We start from the raw sequence: 19,625 nt of genomic DNA on the forward strand, positions 1-19,625 counted from the left end.
ACGCAACCAGGGCGGCGGACGGTAGTGAAGTGTCTTACTTTCGTACAATTTTTAGCCTTTCATATCAGGGGGTTGACCCCGCAAACCAAAGCGCTTAATATGCGCGCCACTTGATACTGTTCCCCGATAGCTCAGTTGGTAGAGCAACGGACTGTTAATCCGTTTGTCGCTGGTTCGAGCCCAGCTCGGGGAGCCACTTCTTCCGAAATGCCGCTGTTTCTTTTGAACCAGCGGCATTTTTCGTATCAGGCTTCAGAAAACCTGCTCACGCTGCATGAACTCCGTCAGCACACGGAACAGGGTGAAGCCGTCCTCTGTGCCAATCAGCTCGCGGATGGAGTGCATCCCGAACTGGGGCACACCAATATCCAGCGTGGTCACGCCCAGGTTACCCGCTGTCAGCGGACCAATGGTACTGCCACAGCCCATGTCGCTTCGCACCACAAAGGTCTGATGCGGCAGCCCCAGCTCGTCACTGATATGGCGATACACCGCGGCCGAGCGGCTGTTGGTGGCATAGCGCTGGTTGTGATTGACCTTGATCACAGGCCCCTGATTCAGGATCGGCCCGTGATTCTCATCGTGTTTGTCCATGTAATTCGGGTGAACACCATGGGCGTTGTCGGCCGACACCATCATGGAACGGGCAATGGCCCTGGCTTTGCCCGGACCGGCCCAGCGGTCCAGAACGGCAGTCAGGAACGGGCCCTGGGCACCCTCGGCCGACATGCTTCCAACTTCTTCGTGATCGTTACATACCAGCAGTGCGGCCTCGTCGCCCGACGCCTTCAGCAAGGACTGAAGACCAATGTAACAGCTCAGCAGGTTATCCAGCCGGGCGGAGGCAATGAATTCGTCCCGCAAGCCAACGAACGAAGCCTCACGGGCATCGTAGAAACTCAGTTCATAACCCAGCACCTTGCGGACATGGAGGCCGGATTCGGCCTCAATCTGATGCGAGAGCAGATCAGCGAAACTGGTGGTGTCGCTTTCCGGAACCTGCATCAGTATCGGCGGCAGGTCGGTCTGGGCGTTGACGGTGCGATTGCTGTTGGCCTCACGATCCAGGTGAATGGCCAGGCTCGGAATAAAGGCCACGGGTTTGCGGAAATCCACCAGGGTGTCCCGAACCTTGCCGTCCCCATCGAGCACCGTTACCCGGCCGGCCAGCGAAAGATCCCGATCAAACCAGGGATTGAGCAGAGCGCCACCATAAACCTCGACGCCAAGCTGGAAAAAACCCTTGCGGCGCAGCTCTGGGTTTGGTTTCACCTTCAGGCAGGGACTGTCAGTGTGGGCGCCCACCATACGGATACCGGATGTGGTGACGTCCTTGCCGCCGGTGCGAAACGCCACAATCGACGACCCGTTGCGAATCACGTAATAGCCCTGCCCCTGCGCCAGAGACCAGTTCTCCCGCTCATCCAGTTCCTGAAACCCGGCCGCTTCAAGCCGTTGTTTCATCGTCGCCACGGCATGCCAGGGTGTGGGGGAAGTGTTCAGAAACTTCAATAAATCTTTGTTGAATTCAGCGTGTTCCATGATGTCCCTGATTGAAAGATAATTGCCACAACAGTATGGCATGAAGCCGTAAAGCCTCATACTGGGTCAACGGACTTTCCCCATAACCGGGCCACAAACCAACCACCACCGGGAGCCCACTGTGCCTGCACCGAGATTTCTCGATATCGAATATTGCCAGACCGACGACGCCCTGTTTCCCACCGCCATGGCCTGGTCGCTGGAAGATGGCCGCATGAAAACCGTCGTGATCGCCCCTTCCGATGACTGGCTCCCGGAAGACGGCGACCTGGGCGACGTCGACCTGCGGTATCTTGAAGAACAGGGCGTGCCCCTGATCGAACTGACCCGGGAACTGCACCAGGACCTGCCAGACCAGACCGTGTACGTCGATGGCCTGGACCCGGACGAAATCCTGATCGACCTCATTTTCACCGCCGTGGCCCAGGAAGCTCCGTTTGAAATTGCGCCCATCGGAGAACTCATCACAGGCCTGGACAGTGAAGCCCTGGAAGACCGCCGCCGCCAGCTCCTGTTCGAAGAGAGCCTGGAACCCCAGCTGCCGGAAAACGGCGTCTACGCCCTACTCCTGATGGCCCGTGAAGAAAACCTGCTCGACGAGGACCTGTAACGGGGACAAAACCGACACAGGGAAGTGTGACACGGGTCGACGTAACAAACGGTTACACGAGGCAGAATCAGCCCGTATTCGCCTACGTCAGGAAACCCCATAACAATGAACACGGTTGTGCGAACGCCCCTATCCACCGCATTGGTAACCGCCCTGCTTCTCGCGTCCCAGGCCGCTCTGGCCGAGGAAACACCCAGGGCAGACAAACACTACATTGGCCTGATGGCGACCACCTTCAATCACCGCTCCATCGGCGAAGGCAGAAAAGAAACCGCCTGGGGCAGCGGCGGCACTCTTGTGGTAGGTGGCCATATAACCGATCTGTTCCACGCCGAACTCCGCGCCGGCGGTGGCTTCAAAGACGCCGAAGTCCCCAACAGCGACCTCAGCCTCGCCGTGGACTACTACGCCAGCTGGTACATGGGCCTGCACTACCCCATCACCAACTACACCAACGTCTACGGCCAGTTCGGCTTCTCCTACATCCAGGGTAAAGCTGAAATCAGCGACCCCGGGAACGACCGCAACAAGGCCTTCCTCGACCTCGAAGGTGAATTCCCGGACAGCGGCTTCAGCGTAAGCTGGCTTGCCGGCCTCGATTTTGAAGTAATGGACGACACCTACCTGGTGTTTGAAGGTGGGAAGCTGTTCAAGGACACCGGTTCGGATGTGAATACATTCCAGTTCTCTGGTGGCTTAAGGTACGAGTTCTAGAGAACGGCTGGCCCATGAGTTTGCAGAGGCAGGAGGGCCACAGCCCCTCCTGCCGATACTCTAATATTCAGGCCTTGTGGCGAATATGCCAGCACCGATGAATCCGCGGGTTCCGCTGAAAATCCCTATCCAGGGTATCCCGCGTAACCTCAACAACCTCAAACTCGCTCTCCAGCGCCTCATCCAGCCTGAACCGCCGGAAATTGTTGGAAAAAATCAGCAACCCATCGGAACTCAGCCGCGCCATGGCCTGCCTGACCAGCCTCGGGTGATCCTTCTGGATATCCAGTACCCCCGCCATCCTGGCTGAATTCGAAAAAGTCGGAGGGTCCATGAAGATCAGATCAAACCGCTGGTCTGCAGATGGCCGCTCCGCCAGCCAGGCCAGGCAGTCAGCCTGCTCTACCCGGTGCTTCTTCGGATCGGCGCGATTCAGGGCCAGATTGTCCTCAGCCCAGCTGACATAAGTCTTCGACATATCCAGGCTTAGCGAACGGCTCGCGCCACCCACCGCCGCATGCACTGTCGCTGCACCGGTGTAACAGAACAGATTCAGGAACCGTTTGTTAACCGCATGCTGCTGAATCCAGTGACGCACAGGCCGGTGATCCAAAAACAGCCCGGTATCCAGATAGTCCTTCAGGTTCACCTTAAGTACACAGCCGTACTCGTGCACCTTGAAAAACTCACCGCTGGCCGCCTGCTTCTCGTACTGATTAGTACCTGTCTGACGCTGGCGCTGCTTACACACCATGTTCTCACGCTCAATATCCAGAGCCTCCGGGATCACCGCAAGGGCTTCCGCCAGGCGTTCACGGGCTGAGCGCTCGTCTACCGACTTTGGCGCCGCATACTCCTGAACGTGTACCCGCCCCTCATAGACATCGATAGCCAGGGCAAACTCCGGCATATCCGCATCGTATAACCGGTAGCAGCCAATGCCCTGCTTTCTCGCCCACTGGCCGATGGTCCTCATGTTCTTCTTCAACCGGTTGCGCAGCATAGCGGCGCGCTCCTCGCTGGCAATACGAGGCGTGACCTCTCCGGGAACGTTGGGCTCCCTCGGGGTCATGGCGCTGACCTCATCCACCTGAAACAACAGCAACTGAGCCGGCAACTTCCCGTTGAACAACCGATACTGCTTGTAACTACGCAGACCAATGGACTTACCGAACTCCGGCACACCCGTAAACACGCCGAGACGCCAGCCGGGCACGGTCCGTTTCACTGTGTTGCCCAGAGCCCGATAGAGGGCTCCCAGTTCCTTGCGCTCACTCAGACGCTCGCCGTAAGGGGGATTGGTCAACACCAGTCCCTGTTCCGACCACTCAGCTTCCAGTTGCAGGGCATCCACAGGGCAGGTTTCAATGTGCACAACGCCCTCCAGCCCTGCCCGTTGAATGTTTTTCCAGGCTGCCTCAATCACCCGGCTGTCCTGATCAAACCCGGCCAGCCTGGGAATGCGGCCCTGCTTGCCTTCGTGGGCACGACGCTCCGCTTCCTGCCGGAGAGACAGCCAGAGATCAGGCTGATGGCCCGGCCAATGCTCAAACCCGAACCGTTCCTGCTTCCGACCCGGAGCCATATCAAGCGCCATCATGGCGGCTTCAATCACCAACGTGCCGGAGCCGCACATGGGGTCTACGAAGTCACCGGCGGCGGCGATCTCTGGCCAGCCTGCTCGTATCAGCAGAGCCGCTGCGAGATTTTCCTTCAGCGGCGCAATGCCTTTGTCGGTCCGATACCCCCGCATGTGCAGACTGTGACCGCTGAGGTCGATGCCGAGCGCCAACCGACCCCGGTTAAGGCGGGCCGATACAGTTACATCAGGATTTTTGGCATCCACCGAGGGCCGTGGGCCACCATTGGCCTGGAACCGGTCAACAATGCCGTCCTTGACTCGCTGGGCGCCATACTGGGTGTTGCGGATGGCATCGTTCTGCCCCAGGAAGGTAACCCGAAAACTGCCCTGTACCGGAATGTGCTGCTGCCAGTCCATGTGCACCACGCCGTCATAGAGCTCATCGCCACTGGTGGCACCAACTTCATCTATGTGAAGGATCACCCGGTTGGCCAGGCGCGACCAGAGACAGGCCCGGTAACCGCTCTCCAGGGGACCTTCCACCCAGACGCCGGCCGGTGCATGGCGCACGGTGTCCAGCCCGAACGTGTTGAGCTCGTCCGCCAGAAGGTATTCCACGCCTTTCGGGCAGGTTACGAAAAAGACAGATTTGGACAAGATCAACTCCTGGTTCATTGGCGGCTTGGGGGTAAGTTTCGGGAATAGCAGCCGTTACCGGATTCCAGCGCCATTCGTTATTTCATAAAACTATAAAAAAGTCGTCACATAGACGAAATAAATAGTGTACATCCGCGCGAGCTTCGAATTACCTTGTAAATGACGCGTCGTTCCGGAAGGCAAAAACCTTCCGTTAACAGGATCCTGACTGCTCTGGCTTAAGCTGACAATAGTGGGTTATCCCTGAGTGGATAACACTCGTCATGGCCACTGCAGATGTGTACACGCTTGTTCTGTTAATCCATCAGTGAGGAACGGCATGAAAAGACAGAAAAGAGACATGTACGCTCGTGCATATAAGCGGGGTTATCTCGCTGGCGTGTCCGGTAAATCCAAAGAAAGCTGCCCGCTCGAACAAGCGGAAGTCCGCCAGGAATGGCTGAACGGGTGGCGAGAAGGCCGTACAGATCAATGGGAGGGCATGACCGGCGTATCCGGCATCCACAAACTGGCCAATGTTACGACGGCGTGACGCCTGAACTAACCCCGACTATCTTAATCTGATCTTTTTCCACACAATTTGACGCAGTACTCAGAGCAACCCAAACGGGGCCTCCCGCCCCGTACCATGCGATGAAGCGCCACGGGGTTCATTCCCCGCAAGGGCCCGCTCAGCGGGCCCATCTTCGTTTTATGGCACTCAGATTATTTCACCTGCCTGATGGCTTCCACCGCTTCCCGAATCAGATCTGGACCACGGTAAATAAAGCCGGTATACACCTGCACCAGTTTTGCGCCTGCACGAATCTTTTCCGCAGCGCTCTCGCCATCAATAATGCCACCCACTCCGATAATTGGCAGGGAATCACCCAGCTCAGCGTAAAGCCCCCTGATGACTCTCAGAGAGGCCTCGCGAACCGGTGCACCACTGAGGCCGCCAGCTTCGTCGGCATGGCGATGGCCTGCAACGGCATCGCGGTTGATGGTGGTGTTGGTCGCGATCACACCGTCCAGACCGGTTTCCCGCAATGCGGTAGCGACAAACCGGATGCCCTCGTCGTCCATGTCCGGAGCAATTTTCACGGCCACAGGCACGTACCGGCCATGCTGTTTCTCACATTTGAGCTGCTCATCCTTGATCGCCACCAGCAGACCCTTCAGGGAATCACCGAATTGCAGATCGCGAAGCCCCGGTGTATTAGGCGAGGATACATTCACCGTAATATAGTCAGCCCGGGTATAGACCGCGGAAATGCCCTTGCGGTAGTCCGACTCGGATTCGTCGTTGGGCGTATCCTTGTTCTTGCCCACGTTGATTCCGAGCACGCCCTTATAATGGCGGTTATCCACACGCTCCAGCAGGTGTTCCAATCCTTCGTTATTGAAACCCATGCGATTAATGATGGCCTGATGCTCCGGCAATCTGAACATACGAGGCTTGGGGTTGCCAGGCTGCGCAATTGGCGTAACCGTACCCACCTCTATAAATCCGAAGCCCAGGCCCCCCAGGGCATCGAGATGGTCGGCGTTTTTATCCAGTCCCGCAGCCAGCCCGACCGGGTTCGGAAAGTCCAGCCCCATAACATTTACTGGCAATGAATCTATCTTGGGCGCGAAAGCGCTCAAAACGCCCAACCGTTGCGCAAGATCAAGACCGCTCAAGGCAATATTGTGGGCCTGCTCCGGTGGTAACCGGAAAAGCAGGTTACGGATAACGCCGTACATCTGAAAAACTCCCTTAGTCCAAGTGGGCGGAGTATACCGGAAGTTTTCCACAGCATCCCGGAGCAGAACAAAATCAGCGCTAAATGACTGTATGATGGCAGTCTCACAACCTTTTCCACGGAATCTGTGGATAACCCTGTTGAAAATAGCGGGGCAACGTTTGCCATCCCTTGATAACTGCGCCAGCCTACAGATTGATCATTTTTTGATCAGTTATTTTTATCTTTATTTTCAATATGTTATATGTTTTTCGTATTGCTATCGACAAAACCTGTACAAAATGTTAACCCATCACCATTCTGCAATGATGTGTATAAATCACAGCAATTCCGGGCCTTGAGCAGACCTGCCACAACCGGACCGAATAACGTTATACTGCCTCCTGTCGTCTGATCCGGAGTGCCCCTATGCAACAACCCATCTCCCCCGCACAACAACACCGGGATAACCTGGCAGTTGAAATGAAAGAGGCATCGCGGGTCACGATTATCGGAATGATTCTGGATGCCGTTCTCGGTATCATTAAAGTCGTCGGAGGTACACTTTTTCATTCCCAGGCCTTGATCGTGGATGGCATTCACTCGTTTACCGACGTCGCCTCGGATCTGGTTGTCCTGGGCGTGATGAAGGTTTCCCGCCAGGAGCCTGACGAGGATCACCCCTACGGCCACCAGCGAATCGAAACCTTTGGCACCCTGGTACTGGGCAGCATCCTCATTGCCGTCGGTGCCGCCCTGGCCTGGGAAAATACCCTGCGCCTCATCGAGGGCGGCGTAGAAACCGTTCCGGGCTGGCCGGTTCTGGTGGCTGCAGCGGCGTCCGTTGTGGGCAAGGAATGGATTTACCGTTACACCCGCCAGGTCGGCCTGGCCATACGGTCAGACCTGATTATTGCCAATGCCTGGCACAGCCGTACCGATGCATTTTCTTCCGTGGTAGTCGTGGTCTCCACCGCCGGGGCGATGCTTGGACTGGTGTGGCTGGATGTGTTTGCGGCCGTGATAATTGCAGGGATCATTATTCACATTGGCTGGAAATTCACCTGGGACAGCGTCAAAGAGCTGGTGGACACGGGGCTCTCTCCCGAAGACACGGAAATGCTCAAGAGCATCGCCCGGGATACCGATGGTGTCCGGAACGTTCATGAACTCCGCAGCCGCCGGATGGGCCATGATATCCTGCTGGACATTCATCTTGTGGTGCGGCCGGAAATCAGCGTCTCGGAAGGGCATCAGATTGGTATGCAGGTAGTCTCTGGAATGAGGGATGCCCTGGACAACATCCGGGACATCAACTTCCACATTGATGCCGAAAATGACGAAGATCAGCCCCCAACCTCGGAACGCCTGCCTTCAAGGGAAGATATCCGGGCCATCCTGGCCCGGCATTTGGGGGAACTGCCCCAGCACAGCCGATTGCGACTTCATTACCTGAAGAACAAGGTGCACCTGGAGCTGTTCCTGGACGAGCCGGAAACAAAGACCCCCTTTACCTCGGAAAATATCCGGGATCAGCTACGGGACTATCCGTGGTTTGGCAGTATCCGGGTCTGGGTAGCTGGTGGCCCCTGAGATCGACCCGGCGCCTGCTAACGGCGCCGATTCTCCTCCATCCGGGACAGGAACTCCTGCATGATCAGGGTGTACAGCTCCCCTCCCAGAAATTTGTCTTCAACACCGGCATCAATGCTCGGGTTGTCATTCACTTCGATCACGGCAACCCGGTTTCCGGATTGCTTGATATCCACGCCATAAAGTCCGTTACCAATCAGCTTTGTTGCGTTCAGCGCGGCCTGAATGACGTTCCTTGGCACCTCATAGGTCGGCATGGTCTCGAAACCACCACTTTCGCTTGCGGATTCGCCGTGCTGGTATATCTGCCAGTGGCCTTTCACCATCATGTACTTGCAGGCGTAGATAGCCCGCCCGCCCAGTACACCGATTCGCCAGTCGTAATCCGTGTACAGGTATTCCTGGGCCAGCACCAGCGCCGACTGCTTGAACAGGTCCCGGAGGCCGGCACGCAGGGACTTTTCATCTTCTGCCTTGGTGACTCCCCTTGAAAAAGCCCCGTCCGGGATCTTGATCACTGCCGGAAAACCCAATTCCCTGATAACCTGCTCAACCGCATCCTTCTGGTCCTTTGAAAGGATCAGAGTCTTGGGCGTCGGAACCTTGTTATTCTTCAGCAGATCCGCCAGGAAAACCTTGTTGGTGCATTTGAGGATCGATACCGGATCATCGATCACCACCATACCCTCGGCATCCGCCTTGCGGGCAAACCGATAGGTGTGATGGTCAATGGCCGTGGTTTCCCGGATGAAAAGACCATCGTATTCCGGCAACCGCATGTAATCCCGCCGGGTGATCTGTTCCACATTGATACCCAGCTTCCGTCCGGCCTTCACAAATCGTTTCAGGGCAACCTTGTCGCTTGGCGGCATTTCCTCATCCGGGTTCACCAGCACGGCCAGGTCGTAACGGTAGCGACGGCGCGTTCGGGGCTTGCGCCACACCATGCTGCTGAAGCGGTCCAGGGCGGCCGCAAACACGTCCTGTTCATGCTCACCCAGATCCGCCGGGGCCGCCGGTTTCATGGATTCAATCTGCCACTGCTTGCGGCGCTTGAATACGATCTCGAGAATCGGGCAGGGGAAGCGCTCGAACAGAGCCCGGGCAACAGGCTTGAGCTCCGGGTGCTCAGACTGTCCGAAGCAGGTCCGGACCTTCACCTCGTGGGTCGCCTCGCGCTCATCGCTGGCCGGGTTAATGGCCGAACCAGCGGCTTCGAGCCAGTTAATCACGCTGGCGTCCAGCTCTTCCAGCTCCAGGGAAAACAGTCCCTTTCGACTCAGATCGTTCAGAGTCATGACCGAGGGCACCACATGGTGGCCACGGGCCTCCGCCAGCAGCGAGCAGTAGTAGCCCCGGCTCAGGTATTTTGCACTCTGACAAAGGTTAATAACGCGCACCCGGCTGGCAGGTGGCGCCGAGAACTGAAGATATTGATCGAAGGTCAGCACATCTTCACTGGGATAATACGGTGCCCAGTCTTTGGCGCGGTCCACTACAATGAGCAAGCGGGACATTAAAGGCGATCCTCCCTGAAGGTTATTGCCTGTGTTATCTGCCGCAACAATACGCCGGTAACAAAACCGGTACAATCGGCGCATGATGCGTGCTTTTACGCATGTTTGCACACTTTGCGAACCCTGGACTCTCTACCATAATAGCCGGATCAGGGAAGCCTGCCTGCACGCCCTCAAAGCTCTTCTCAAGGCCGCATTACGATGCCTGATTTCCAGCTCCGACAAGCTTCCAGCATGGACCTTGACGCCCTGGTGTTGCTTGAAAACCGGTGTTTCACCGAGGACCGGTTGTCCCGGCGCAGTTTCCGCCGTTTCCTGGAAATGCCCAGAGACCGGCTGATCGTCGCTGAAGCCGGCGAAGACCTGGTGGGTTACTGTCTGGTTCTGATGAGCGCTGCCACCCGCCTTGCCCGGATCTACTCCATTGCCGTCTCGCCGTCCGTGCGCGGCCAGGGTGTAGGTGAAAAGCTGGTTCAGGAGGCGGAAGAGGAAGCCGTTAAAGCGGGTCGCATCATCATGCGGCTGGAAGTCCGGGAGGACAACCGGGGCGCCATCAATCTGTATAAACGCCTCGGGTACCGCCAGTTCGGAACCTACCGGGACTATTACGAAGACCACGGTGATGCCCTGCGCTTTGAGCGGCGGATCCTGTTCTATGAGCCCTCCCGTGAATTTCAGGCCGTGCCCTATTACCCGCAGACAACGGATTTTTCCTGTGGCCCGGCAGCGCTGATCATGGCCATGGCTGCCCTGGATGAGCAGCAACTGCTCACAACCCTGGAAGAGCTGAGAATCTGGCGAGAGGCGACCACCATCTTCATGCTTGCCGGCCACGGCGGCTGCGGCCCTCACGGGCTGGCACTGTCTGCCTGGAATCGGGGCTTTGAAGCCAGTGCATGGATCAGCATGGAGGGTGCCCTGTTCAAAGACACGGTCAGGAATGAGGACAAGAAACGGGTTCTGGAACTGGTCCACGAAGGCTTCCTGCACGACATCGGCCAGACTGGCATTCAGCTCCACCACGACCCGCTAACCCTGGAAGCCATGGAAGAAGCACTGCACGAAGGTCGGGTACCGGTTATCCTGATCAGCACCTGGCAGCTGAACCGGAGCCGCGTCCCGCACTGGGTGACTGTGTGTGCCATCGACGACCAGTTCGTATACCTGCACGATCCGGAAATAGACGTGGACGCCGGAGAAACCGTCGCCGATAAGCAATACCTGCCCGTCGACAAACGGGTGTTCAGCCAGATGTCCCGCTATGGCCGCAACCAGCCTTTACAGGCGGCTGTTATCGTGGGACCCAAACGGCCGGGCTAACTACCCGGTCCGCAAAGCCGCCTCTTTCAATTCGGAGATATCGTCCCGCAGGCGTGCAGCAGTCTCGAAATCCAGTTCCGAAGCCGCCTTGTACATCTCGTCCTCCAGGCGGGAAACTTCCTTGAGGACTTGCTCGGGAGACCGGTTGCCCAATTTCGCCCGGTACTGCTCCGCTTCCTCCGCCGCCTTCTGACCCGGGCGCTCCGCCTTGCGACGTCCGCGGCCACCACCGCCGGCACCTTCCATGATATCGGCAATCTTCTTATTCAGGCCCTGGGGCGTAATGCCGTGTTCTTCGTTGTGGGCTTCCTGCTTCGCCCGCCGACGACCAGTCTCGTCGATAGCCCGCTGCATGGAACCGGTAACCCGATCACCGTAAAGAATGGCTTTGCCGTGGAGATTCCGCGCCGCCCGGCCCATGGTCTGGATCAGTGAGCGCTCGGAACGCAGGAAACCTTCCTTGTCCGCATCGAGAATGGCAACCAGCGACACCTCAGGCATATCAAGCCCTTCCCGTAACAGGTTGATGCCCACCAGCACATCAAATTCACCCCGGCGGAGATCCCGGATGATCTCCACCCGCTCGACGGTGTCGATGTCCGAGTGCAGATACCGGACTTTTACGTCGTGTTCCATCATGAAGTCCGTCAGGTCTTCCGCCATCCGCTTGGTGAGGGTGGTCACCAGAACCCGCTCCTTCACCTTCACCCGGGTGTGGATTTCGGAAAGCAGATCATCCACCTGCGTGGAGGCCGGACGAACCTCGATTTCCGGATCCAGCAGGCCGGTGGGCCGTACCACCTGCTCCACCACCTGGCCGGTATGCTCGGCTTCGTAGTTGCCCGGCGTCGCAGAGACAAAAATCATCTGCGGCGCGATGCGCTCCCACTCCTCGAACCGCATCGGCCGGTTATCCAGCGCCGAAGGCAGCCGGAAACCGTACTCCACCAGGGTTTCCTTGCGCGAACGGTCGCCCTTGTACATGGCACCGATCTGGGGAATGGTCACATGGGATTCATCCACCACCAGCAACGCATTGGGTGGCAGATAATCAAACAGGGTTGGTGGCGCCTCACCCGGGCGGCGGCCAGAAAGATAACGTGAGTAGTTCTCGATGCCATTGCAGTAACCCAGCTCCATCATCATTTCGATGTCGTACCGGGTGCGCTCCTCAAGCCGTTGAGCTTCCACCAGCCGGTTATTGTCCCGCAGTTGCTGGAGCCGCTCATCCAGCTCCACCTTGATGAGCTCAATCGCATCCAGCACCTTCTGCCGGGGCGTCACATAGTGGGACTTCGGATAGATGGTTACCCGGGGAACCCGACGCAGAACCTCGCCTGTAAGCGGGTCGAAATAGCTGAGATTCTCCACCTCATCATCGAACAGCTCGATGCGGATGGCCTCCTTCTCGGATTCCGCCGGAAATACATCGATCACATCGCCCCGCACCCGGTAATTGGCCCGGTGGAATTCAATATCGTTGCGGGTGTACTGCAGTTCGGCAAGGCGACGCAGGATAAAGCGCTGATCGATCTGATCACCCCGGTCCAGGTGCAGCATCATCTTCAGGTAGGACTGGGGATCACCAAGGCCGTAGATTGAGGACACCGTCGCCACGATGATTGCATCCGACCGCTCCAGCAGGGCCTTGGTGGCGGAAAGACGCATCTGTTCGATGTGCTCATTGATGGAGGCGTCTTTCTCGATAAAGGTGTCCGACGACGGCACATAGGCTTCCGGCTGGTAGTAGTCGTAGTAGGAAACGAAATACTCCACCGCATTGTCCGGAAAGAATTCGCGGAACTCGCCATACAACTGGGCAGCCAGGGTCTTGTTGTGGGCCATGATGATGGTTGGCCGCTGCACCTGCTGGATTACGTTGGCAATGGTGAAGGTTTTACCGGAGCCGGTTACCCCCAGCAGGGTCTGGTGCGCCAGGCCGGAGTGGATGCCATCCACCAGCCCCTCGATCGCCTTGGGCTGATCACCCGCCGGCTGGAACGGTGAATCGACTTTAAACACACCCTCTCTGGTGGAAACGCTGGGCTGATTACTGGCCATAACTGGCGGGAACCTCCGGTAGAACTGAAGCAGGGACAAAACAGCCCCTGCCATTAGAGAAATTTAGCGATACGCTGGCTTCATGATACCATCAGTGCGATCGACGGCTGGGCGAAAATCAGCCAGCAGCTCTGGCGCCCGGCGGTCGCAGCCCTATCAGACGCAGCTTTAAGGAGCGCAAGTTTGGACCTTCAACTTTCCAGCCGAGTACAGGCGATCAAGCCCTCTCCCACCCTCGCAGTCACCAACAAGGCCGCGGAACTCCGCGCAGCCGGCCAGGATATTATTGGCCTGGGTGCCGGCGAGCCGGACTTCGATACCCCTGATCACATCAAACAGGCAGCCATTGAAGCCATCGACAACGGCCAGACCAAATACACTGCCGTTGATGGTACGCCAGCCCTGAAGAAAGCGATTATTGCGAAGTTCAAACGGGACAACGGCCTGGAATACGAAGCCAACCAGATCTTGGTAAGCAGTGGTGGCAAACAGAGCTTTTTCAACCTCGCACTGGCCACCCTGAACAAGGGTGACGAAGCCATCATCCCGGCGCCATACTGGGTATCCTACCCGGATATGGTACTGGTGGCCGAAGGTAAGCCGGTTATCATTGAAACCGGTGCCAAGACCCGCTTCAAGATCACCCCGGAACAGCTGGAAAACGCCATCACCGAGCGTACCCGCCTGTTCGTGATTAACAGCCCCTCGAACCCGAGCGGCATGGCCTACACCCTGGAAGAGTTGCAGGCCATCGGCGAGGTGCTGAAGAAGCACCCGAACATTATGATCGCCACCGACGACATGTATGAGCCGATCCTCTGGACCGGCAAGCCGTTCTGCAACATCCTGAACGCCACCCCGGAACTGTACGACCGCACCTTCGTGCTCAACGGTGTGTCCAAGGCCTACTCCATGACTGGCTGGCGTATCGGCTACGCCGCTGGCCCGGCGAAGATCATCGGCGCCATGAAGAAAATCCAGTCCCAGAGCACCTCCAACCCGGCGTCTATCTCCCAGGCGGCAGCAAAGGCTGCGCTTGATGGCAACCAGGCCTGCGTGGGCGACATGGTAAAGGCGTTCAAAGAACGCCACGACTGGCTGGTAGAGGCCCTGAACAAACTGCCGGGCGTTGAATGCCTGAATGGCGACGGAACCTTTTACGTGTTTCCGAGCTTCCAGGGCGCCATTGATGCTGATACCAGTGTCAGTACGGACGTGGAATTCGCCGAAAAGCTACTGACTGACGCCGGCGTGGCACTGGTTCCAGGATCCGCCTTCGGCTGCCCTGGCCACATGCGCCTGAGCTTCGCCACCAGCATGGATAACCTGCACAAGGCGATTGAACGTCTTCAGAAAGTACTTGGCTAAAAAGTTCTGGCCAAGGGTTGACGGGGCGGTATAGCCAACTTAATATACGCGCCTCGTCACACGACGACGTTCCCCGATAGCTCAGTTGGTAGAGCAACGGACTGTTAATCCGTTTGTCGCTGGTTCGAGCCCAGCTCGGGGAGCCACTATTTTAAAAGCCCGCTAATTCTTTGAGTTAGCGGGTTTTTTATTACCTCTGTGTTTGTTTTCGAAATTGGGGTCAGATGAAGGTTTTCATCTGACCCCGCGTTCACAGACTATATCTCAAAGGTTCGACACGGTGGTGTGGGGCCTCCCTCCCAAAAATGTTGGAGGCCATGGATGGCCGGAAACAAGCGCACAGGGATGTGCTCGTAGCGGTTTTTTGGGAGGGAGGCCCCACACCACCAGGCTCCAAACCTATCAGGCTAGGGCTCAAGCAAAATACCCACCAAATGCTAGAGGCCAATCACCTCAGCGTGAACAGCCTCCAAAGCAGCCAACGGATCCGCAGCCTGGGTAATCGGGCGGCCGATCACAAGATAATCGGAACCCGCCTTGAGGGCATCGCTTGGGGTCATGATGCGTTGTTGGTCGCCTTTATCGGCAGTCAACGGACGAATCCCCGGGGTGATCAGCTTGAAGTCGGCGCCCTGCTCCCCTTTCAGTTTCGGGGCTTCCCGGGCGGAGCAGACGACACCGTCGAGGCCGCAGTTTTTAGTGAGGGTTGCCAGACGTGATACCTGGACTTCCGGGGAATCGGTAATGCCAATACCGGCCAGGTCGTCGGCGTTCATGCTGGTGAGAACGGTGACGGCAATCAGCAACGGCCGGTCTGCTCCGAAGGTTTCCAGGCGCTCCCGGCAGGCGGTCATCATTTTTTCACCGCCCGAGGCGTGGACGTTTACCATCCAGACGCCGAGATCTGCGGCTGCCGCTACCGCCGCCGAGGTGGTGTTGGGGATGTCGTGGAATTTCAGGTCCAGGAACACATCGAATCCGCGCTTTTGAAGCCCCTCGACTAACTGGGGGCCGGAACGGGTGAACAGCTCCTTGCCCACCTTCAACCGGCATTTGGCCGGATCCAGTTTATCAACCAGTTCCAGGGCCGATTTCCCGGAGGGAAAGTCCAGGGCGACGATGATTTTGGGATCGTTTGCGGTTTGCACGTTCAATTATCCTGCGGAGATTCAGTAAAGGTTTATTCAGCTTCAACGCCCTGGATCGGGCGGACGGTTTCCCATTGCTTGCAGCTTGGGCACAGCCAGTGCAGCTGGCGACCGGAGAAACCACAGCTGACACAGCGATAGACCGGGCGGTTGGCAAGAATCAGGTGGCCAATGCGGCTGACAAGCCGGCCCTCGTCTGTGGTCATACCTTTCTCGTAGCCCGCCATCTCCACCAGCCGCAACAGGCCGCGGACGCTTGGGCGGATCTCCAGTTCCTGCCGTAGCAGATCGATCGCAGCAGGTCGGCCAGAGGCCCGCTCCACGGATTCGACCAGTGCCAGCAATAGACTTGTGCTCGGATAATTCTCGTAAAGCTTGCGCAGTTTTTTCGCCAGGCGTCCGATATCACCGTGCTCGTGCTCAAGCTTCATCAGACGGTCAACCGCTTCCGGACCGAACTCCGGGTTCTGGTCGAAGACTTTCAGGCCCTGATTGCCAGCCTCGCGGAAACTGCCCTGGCGAACCAGCAGCTTCATCAGTATCAGGGTGGCACGCACACAGGAACGGTCGTAATCCAGCGCTTCCCGGGCGAGTTTCTGGGCCTCCCAACGATCATCCTGTTTCAGCGCTTCCTCGGCAAGCTCACAAGTCAGGTATGCCAGAACTTTGAACATGGCGGGGTCAGCATCGCCACGGGTCAGTGTTCGGGCAACCTCCGACGCTTTACCCCACTCCTTTTCCTGCTGGTACAGATCAATCAGCTGCTGGGAAGAATGCCGGCCATATTCCCGGTCACCCATGAGCTGATGCAGCAATGCCTCGGCGCGGTCCAGCAGGCCGGCGTTGAGGTAATCCCGTGCCAGCTCCAGGGTAACCTGTGGCGAAAAGCGTGGCGGCAATTCAGGCCTTGCCAGGAGATTCTGATGAATCAATATGGCTCTGTCCGTTTCGCCCTTATTGCGAAAATGACTGCCAATTGAGAGGTGCAGGCTGACGGTGTCCTTGTTAACAGCAAGGGACTGCACGAAGTTTTCAACCGCCTGGTCGGAATAGTTGGTAAAGAGGAACTGGAGGCGATCCTTTACCGATTCCTCGTCGGAAATCGTTGCCTTTGAGCGGCTTTCATTGCTTCCCAGCCGGCCAACCAGCCAGCCAACGGCAACCGCAACTGTCAGCAGCAGCCACTGAAGTACAATATCCATTAAAGCGTCCGGTCGTTCTGGGCCCTGGATTTCTCCAATGCCTGCTCCGCACGATCAAGTCGTTTCTGAAGGGCTCGCCGGGACACCGAGGTACGGACGGTGGCCAGCATGGTAATCAGTACGCCAACCAGCGCACCGATAACAAAGGCCATGATGATCCAGACGGCTACACCATGAGGCTGGGTTTGAAAAAGCAGAAAATTGAGGGACACCGCCATTTGGTTATTAAGCGAGAACACCAGTGCCAGCAGAACCAGGACCAAAACCAACAGAATAATGAGGATCTTCTGCAATCCTGCCATAGAGATAGCACTCCCAAAGGGCTGACTAATCCTGAATTATACGCATTCCCTGAGCCGCGGTTAAAAGCCTTTCTTCAGACTGTCGTTAACCTGCTCTCTCAATTCCTTTCCCGGTTTGAAATGCGGCACAAACTTGGCCGGTAACTGGACAGCCTCACCGGTTTTCGGATTGCGACCGGTACGCGCTGCCCGGTGATGAAGAGAAAAACTGCCAAATCCCCGGATCTCAATTCTCTGACCATCGGCGAGCGACTGGGACATGTGCTCAATGATGGTTTTTACAGCCAGTTCGACATCTTTAACGGAGAGCTGTGTTTGCTTGGACGCAATCAACTCGACCAGTTCGGACTTCGTCATGAGGCGTTTCCCTCTTTCGTTATTGTTCAGCCGTCGGTTGCCGGATTCCCATGACTATCTAGTTTAGCCAAACCAGAAAAAAACACAAAAAAAACGGGCTCTTAGAGCCCGTTTTTTTCACACCAACCGGAAATTCATTCCTTATTGGCGTTTTGCTGCTGCATCTGCTCCTTGATGAGATCACCGATGGTGGTCGCACCAGAAGAGGTTTCGGCAGTCTTGGTCCGCACATTTTCCAGGGCCTGCTTGTCGTCCTCAACATCCTTGGACTTCACAGACAGGTTAATGATGCGGTTCTTGCGATCGATGCTGATGATCTTCGCTTCTACTTCTTCGCCTTCCTTCAGCGCGTTACGTGCGTCTTCAACACGGTCACGACTGATTTCCGAGGCTTTCAGTACCGCTTCAACTTCGTCGTTCAGGGCAATGGTAGCGGCCTTGGCATCAACTGCAGACACGGTGCCCTTAACAATAGAGCCCTTGTCGTTCAGCTGCACAAACTCGGCGAACGGATCGCTCTCAAGCTGCTTGATACCCAGGGAGATACGCTCTCGCTCCGGATCAACAGACAGGATAACGGTTTCAACTTCGTCACCCTTCTTGTATTCGCGAACCGCTTCTTCGCCAGTCTCGTTCCAGCTGATGTCAGACAGGTGAACCAGACCGTCGATGCCGCCGTCCAGACCGATGAAGATACCGAAGTCAGTGATTGACTTGATCTTACCGGAGATGCGGTCGCCCTTGTTGAAGTTGCTGGAGAAATCTTCCCATGGGTTGGATACGCACTGTTTGATACCCAGGGAAATACGACGACGCTCTTCGTCGATATCCAGAATCATCACGCCCACTTCGTCGCCTACCTGGACAACCTTGGACGGATGGATATTCTTGTTGGTCCAGTCCATTTCGGACACGTGAACCAGACCTTCAACACCTTCTTCCAGCTCGGCAAAGCAGCCGTAGTCGGTCAGGTTGGTAACGCGTGCAGTCACCTTGCTGCCTTCCGGATAACGACCCTTGATATCAACCCAGGGATCTTCGCCCAGCTGCTTCAGGCCGAGGGACACACGGTTGCGCTCACGATCAAACTTCAGAACCTTGACACTGATCTCATCGCCCACGTTAACGATTTCGCTCGGATGCTTGATGCGCTTCCAGGCCATATCGGTAATGTGCAGCAGGCCGTCAACGCCGCCCAGATCCACGAACGCGCCGTAGTCGGTCAGGTTCTTGACGATACCCTTGATTTCCATACCTTCGGTCAGGGTTTCCAGCAGAGCTTCGCGCTCAGCGCTGTTTTCAGCTTCCAGAACGGCGCGGCGGGAAACAACCACGTTGTTACGCTTCTGATCCAGCTTGATAACCTTGAATTCGAGTTCCTTGTTCTCCAGGTGCGCGGTATCGCGGACCGGACGAACATCTACCAGAGAGCCCGGCAGGAAGGCGCGGATACCGGCCAGATCGACAGTGAAACCGCCTTTGACCTTGCCATTGATAACACCCTTAACCACTTCCTCAGCTTCGAAGGACTTCTCGAGTACCTTCCAGGCTTCTGCACGCTTGGCCTTTTCACGGGACAGACGGGTTTCACCGAAACCGTCTTCCACAGCGTCGAGAGCTACATCGACAACATCGCCGATAGCAATTTCCAACTCGCCTTTTTCGTTCAGGAACTGGGAGGCGGGGATAACGCCTTCGGACTTCAGTCCGGCGTTAACGGTGACCCAGTCGTTGTCGACGTCAACTACGGTTCCCTGGACGATGGAACCCGGCTGCATGTCAATTTCTTTCAGGCTTTCTTCAAAAAGATCCGCAAAGCTCTCGCTCATTATGAGTCCTATATGATCAACGCAAGTGTGCTCCGTGCCACCAGCAACACGGTCTGTTAATAAGTTCCGGATCAAGCCTGTGGCTGGCAGATAACGCTACATCCGGCATTTCAACGACAA

16 protein-coding genes and 2 tRNA genes are annotated in these 19,625 nt (G+C 56.8%); 8 read left to right on the top strand and 10 right to left on the bottom strand.

What is annotated here, in order from left to right; translation table 11 throughout:
• Window positions 1–120: 120 nt before the first annotated feature.
• Window positions 121–196, top strand: a tRNA-Asn gene (locus AC13C0_RS09955).
• A 56-nt stretch (window positions 197–252) separates the two neighbouring features.
• Here AC13C0_RS09955 and AC13C0_RS09960 read toward each other — a convergent pair.
• Window positions 253–1,542, bottom strand: a complete 1,290-nt coding sequence (locus AC13C0_RS09960; RefSeq protein WP_117616854.1) for a M18 family aminopeptidase — start codon at window positions 1,540–1,542, stop codon at window positions 253–255.
• A gap of 121 nt (window positions 1,543–1,663) precedes the next feature.
• Here AC13C0_RS09960 and AC13C0_RS09965 point away from each other — a divergent pair, with 121 nt between their 5' ends.
• A complete protein-coding gene (locus tag AC13C0_RS09965; protein WP_117616853.1) occupies window positions 1,664–2,152 on the top strand; it encodes a hypothetical protein in 489 nt (162 codons plus the stop codon).
• Between the two features lie 105 nt (window positions 2,153–2,257).
• A complete protein-coding gene (locus tag AC13C0_RS09970; protein WP_482954325.1) occupies window positions 2,258–2,866 on the top strand; it encodes an outer membrane beta-barrel protein in 609 nt (202 codons plus the stop codon).
• A 67-nt stretch (window positions 2,867–2,933) separates the two neighbouring features.
• Here the strand turns inward: AC13C0_RS09970 and rlmKL are convergent, their stop codons facing one another.
• Entirely contained in the window at window positions 2,934–5,123 is a 2,190-nt protein-coding gene (rlmKL, locus tag AC13C0_RS09975) for a bifunctional 23S rRNA (guanine(2069)-N(7))-methyltransferase RlmK/23S rRNA (guanine(2445)-N(2))-methyltransferase RlmL (protein WP_264756456.1), read from the bottom strand.
• 301 nt (window positions 5,124–5,424) lie between these two features.
• Between rlmKL and rmf the strand changes: the two genes are divergently transcribed.
• A complete protein-coding gene (gene rmf, locus AC13C0_RS09980; protein WP_117616851.1) occupies window positions 5,425–5,637 on the top strand; it encodes a ribosome modulation factor in 213 nt (70 codons plus the stop codon).
• Window positions 5,638–5,810: 173 nt separating this feature from the next.
• Here the strand turns inward: rmf and AC13C0_RS09985 are convergent, their stop codons facing one another.
• On the bottom strand, window positions 5,811–6,830 hold the full coding sequence (locus AC13C0_RS09985; protein WP_482954326.1) for a quinone-dependent dihydroorotate dehydrogenase: 1,020 nt from the start codon (window positions 6,828–6,830) through the stop codon (window positions 5,811–5,813).
• A gap of 407 nt (window positions 6,831–7,237) precedes the next feature.
• Here AC13C0_RS09985 and AC13C0_RS09990 point away from each other — a divergent pair, with 407 nt between their 5' ends.
• Window positions 7,238–8,401 (top strand): cation diffusion facilitator family transporter, encoded by a 1,164-nt coding sequence (locus AC13C0_RS09990; RefSeq protein WP_482954327.1) that lies wholly within the window; start codon window positions 7,238–7,240, stop codon window positions 8,399–8,401.
• A 17-nt stretch (window positions 8,402–8,418) separates the two neighbouring features.
• Here AC13C0_RS09990 and AC13C0_RS09995 read toward each other — a convergent pair whose 3' ends face one another.
• Complete coding sequence (locus tag AC13C0_RS09995; protein ID WP_117616848.1) at window positions 8,419–9,918, bottom strand: RimK family protein; 1,500 nt, start codon at window positions 9,916–9,918, stop codon at window positions 8,419–8,421.
• A 201-nt stretch (window positions 9,919–10,119) separates the two neighbouring features.
• Here AC13C0_RS09995 and rimI point away from each other — a divergent pair, with 201 nt between their 5' ends.
• A complete protein-coding gene (gene rimI, locus AC13C0_RS10000) occupies window positions 10,120–11,238 on the top strand; it encodes a ribosomal protein S18-alanine N-acetyltransferase (RefSeq protein ID WP_117616847.1) in 1,119 nt (372 codons plus the stop codon).
• Here rimI and uvrB read toward each other — a convergent pair whose 3' ends face one another.
• Entirely contained in the window at window positions 11,239–13,299 is a 2,061-nt protein-coding gene (gene uvrB / locus AC13C0_RS10005) for an excinuclease ABC subunit UvrB (protein WP_117616846.1), read from the bottom strand.
• A gap of 183 nt (window positions 13,300–13,482) precedes the next feature.
• Here uvrB and AC13C0_RS10010 point away from each other — a divergent pair, with 183 nt between their 5' ends.
• Both AC13C0_RS10010 and AC13C0_RS10015 read left to right on the top strand, forming a co-directional pair.
• Window positions 13,483–14,667 (top strand): pyridoxal phosphate-dependent aminotransferase, encoded by a 1,185-nt coding sequence (locus tag AC13C0_RS10010; protein ID WP_117616845.1) that lies wholly within the window; start codon window positions 13,483–13,485, stop codon window positions 14,665–14,667.
• A 70-nt stretch (window positions 14,668–14,737) separates the two neighbouring features.
• Window positions 14,738–14,813: transfer RNA gene (locus AC13C0_RS10015), tRNA-Asn, on the top strand.
• Between the two features lie 291 nt (window positions 14,814–15,104).
• Here the strand turns inward: AC13C0_RS10015 and pyrF are convergent.
• The 5 genes from pyrF to rpsA form a co-directional block, all read right to left on the bottom strand.
• The gene (gene pyrF / locus AC13C0_RS10020) at window positions 15,105–15,815 is read right to left on the bottom strand and encodes an orotidine-5'-phosphate decarboxylase (RefSeq protein ID WP_482954328.1); all 711 of its coding nucleotides are present in this window, start codon (window positions 15,813–15,815) and stop codon (window positions 15,105–15,107) included.
• A 32-nt stretch (window positions 15,816–15,847) separates the two neighbouring features.
• A complete protein-coding gene (gene lapB / locus AC13C0_RS10025; protein WP_117616843.1) occupies window positions 15,848–17,017 on the bottom strand; it encodes a lipopolysaccharide assembly protein LapB in 1,170 nt (389 codons plus the stop codon).
• Window positions 17,017–17,319, bottom strand: a complete 303-nt coding sequence (locus AC13C0_RS10030) for a LapA family protein (RefSeq protein ID WP_117616842.1) — start codon at window positions 17,317–17,319, stop codon at window positions 17,017–17,019. Before AC13C0_RS10030 ends, lapB begins: the two co-directional genes overlap by 1 nt.
• Window positions 17,320–17,379: 60 nt before the next feature.
• On the bottom strand, window positions 17,380–17,676 hold the full coding sequence (locus AC13C0_RS10035) for an integration host factor subunit beta (protein ID WP_007154691.1): 297 nt from the start codon (window positions 17,674–17,676) through the stop codon (window positions 17,380–17,382).
• A 134-nt stretch (window positions 17,677–17,810) separates the two neighbouring features.
• Entirely contained in the window at window positions 17,811–19,505 is a 1,695-nt protein-coding gene (gene rpsA / locus AC13C0_RS10040) for a 30S ribosomal protein S1 (protein WP_117616841.1), read from the bottom strand.
• Window positions 19,506–19,625: the final 120 nt, after the last annotated feature.

Source organism: Marinobacter sp. B-21 (genome assembly GCF_056857895.1).

Bases quoted from the DNA above. Each gene is read 5' to 3' on its own strand.
- AC13C0_RS09960 (WP_117616854.1), bottom strand. From the start codon at position 1,542: ATGGAACACGCTGAATTCAACAAAGATTTATTGAAGTTTCTGAACACT.
- AC13C0_RS09970 (WP_482954325.1), top strand. From the start codon at position 2,258: ATGAACACGGTTGTGCGAACGCCCCTATCCACCGCATTGGTAACCGCC.
- rlmKL (WP_264756456.1), bottom strand. From the start codon at position 5,123: ATGAACCAGGAGTTGATCTTGTCCAAATCTGTCTTTTTCGTAACCTGC.
- rmf (WP_117616851.1), top strand. From the start codon at position 5,425: ATGAAAAGACAGAAAAGAGACATGTACGCTCGTGCATATAAGCGGGGT.
- AC13C0_RS09985 (WP_482954326.1), bottom strand. From the start codon at position 6,830: ATGTACGGCGTTATCCGTAACCTGCTTTTCCGGTTACCACCGGAGCAG.
- AC13C0_RS09990 (WP_482954327.1), top strand. From the start codon at position 7,238: ATGCAACAACCCATCTCCCCCGCACAACAACACCGGGATAACCTGGCA.
- AC13C0_RS09995 (WP_117616848.1), bottom strand. From the start codon at position 9,918: ATGTCCCGCTTGCTCATTGTAGTGGACCGCGCCAAAGACTGGGCACCG.
- rimI (WP_117616847.1), top strand. From the start codon at position 10,120: ATGCCTGATTTCCAGCTCCGACAAGCTTCCAGCATGGACCTTGACGCC.
- uvrB (WP_117616846.1), bottom strand. From the start codon at position 13,299: ATGGCCAGTAATCAGCCCAGCGTTTCCACCAGAGAGGGTGTGTTTAAA.
- lapB (WP_117616843.1), bottom strand. From the start codon at position 17,017: ATGGATATTGTACTTCAGTGGCTGCTGCTGACAGTTGCGGTTGCCGTT.
- AC13C0_RS10030 (WP_117616842.1), bottom strand. From the start codon at position 17,319: ATGGCAGGATTGCAGAAGATCCTCATTATTCTGTTGGTTTTGGTCCTG.
- AC13C0_RS10035 (WP_007154691.1), bottom strand. From the start codon at position 17,676: ATGACGAAGTCCGAACTGGTCGAGTTGATTGCGTCCAAGCAAACACAG.
- rpsA (WP_117616841.1), bottom strand. From the start codon at position 19,505: ATGAGCGAGAGCTTTGCGGATCTTTTTGAAGAAAGCCTGAAAGAAATT.